The sequence below is a fragment of the Mesorhizobium sp. M8A.F.Ca.ET.161.01.1.1 genome, assembly GCF_004792105.1.
Classification (GTDB): Bacteria; Pseudomonadota; Alphaproteobacteria; order Rhizobiales; family Rhizobiaceae; genus Mesorhizobium.
Genome location: NZ_SRTD01000528.1, coordinates 1 through 279 on the forward strand (window position 1 = coordinate 1; position 279 = coordinate 279).

General features: G+C 65.9%; 1 pseudogene. It reads left to right on the forward strand.

What is annotated here, in order from left to right:
* Positions 1–279, forward strand: a pseudogene (locus EN804_RS36870) (ArsR family transcriptional regulator); the annotation flags it as partial.

Sequence of the window (279 nt, forward strand, 5' to 3'; positions counted from 1 at the left end):
GGCCTCGCCTTCCGACGCGGTTCTTCAGCGTGACAGTGAGCGACTGGCCGCCGTCAAGCGGGTGAGGGCGGAGCGGGCGCAGGATTATTTCAGCCGTAATGCGTCCGCCTGGGACGAACTGCGTCGCCTGCATGTCAGCGACGAAGCCGTGGAAGGCGCGCTGCTGAAGCTGGTGGGCACCACGCCCGTCGATTCGCTGCTCGATCTCGGTACGGGCACCGGCCGTATCCTGCAGCTTCTGAGCGGCATTTATCGCCGTGCCATCGGCGTGGATGCGAG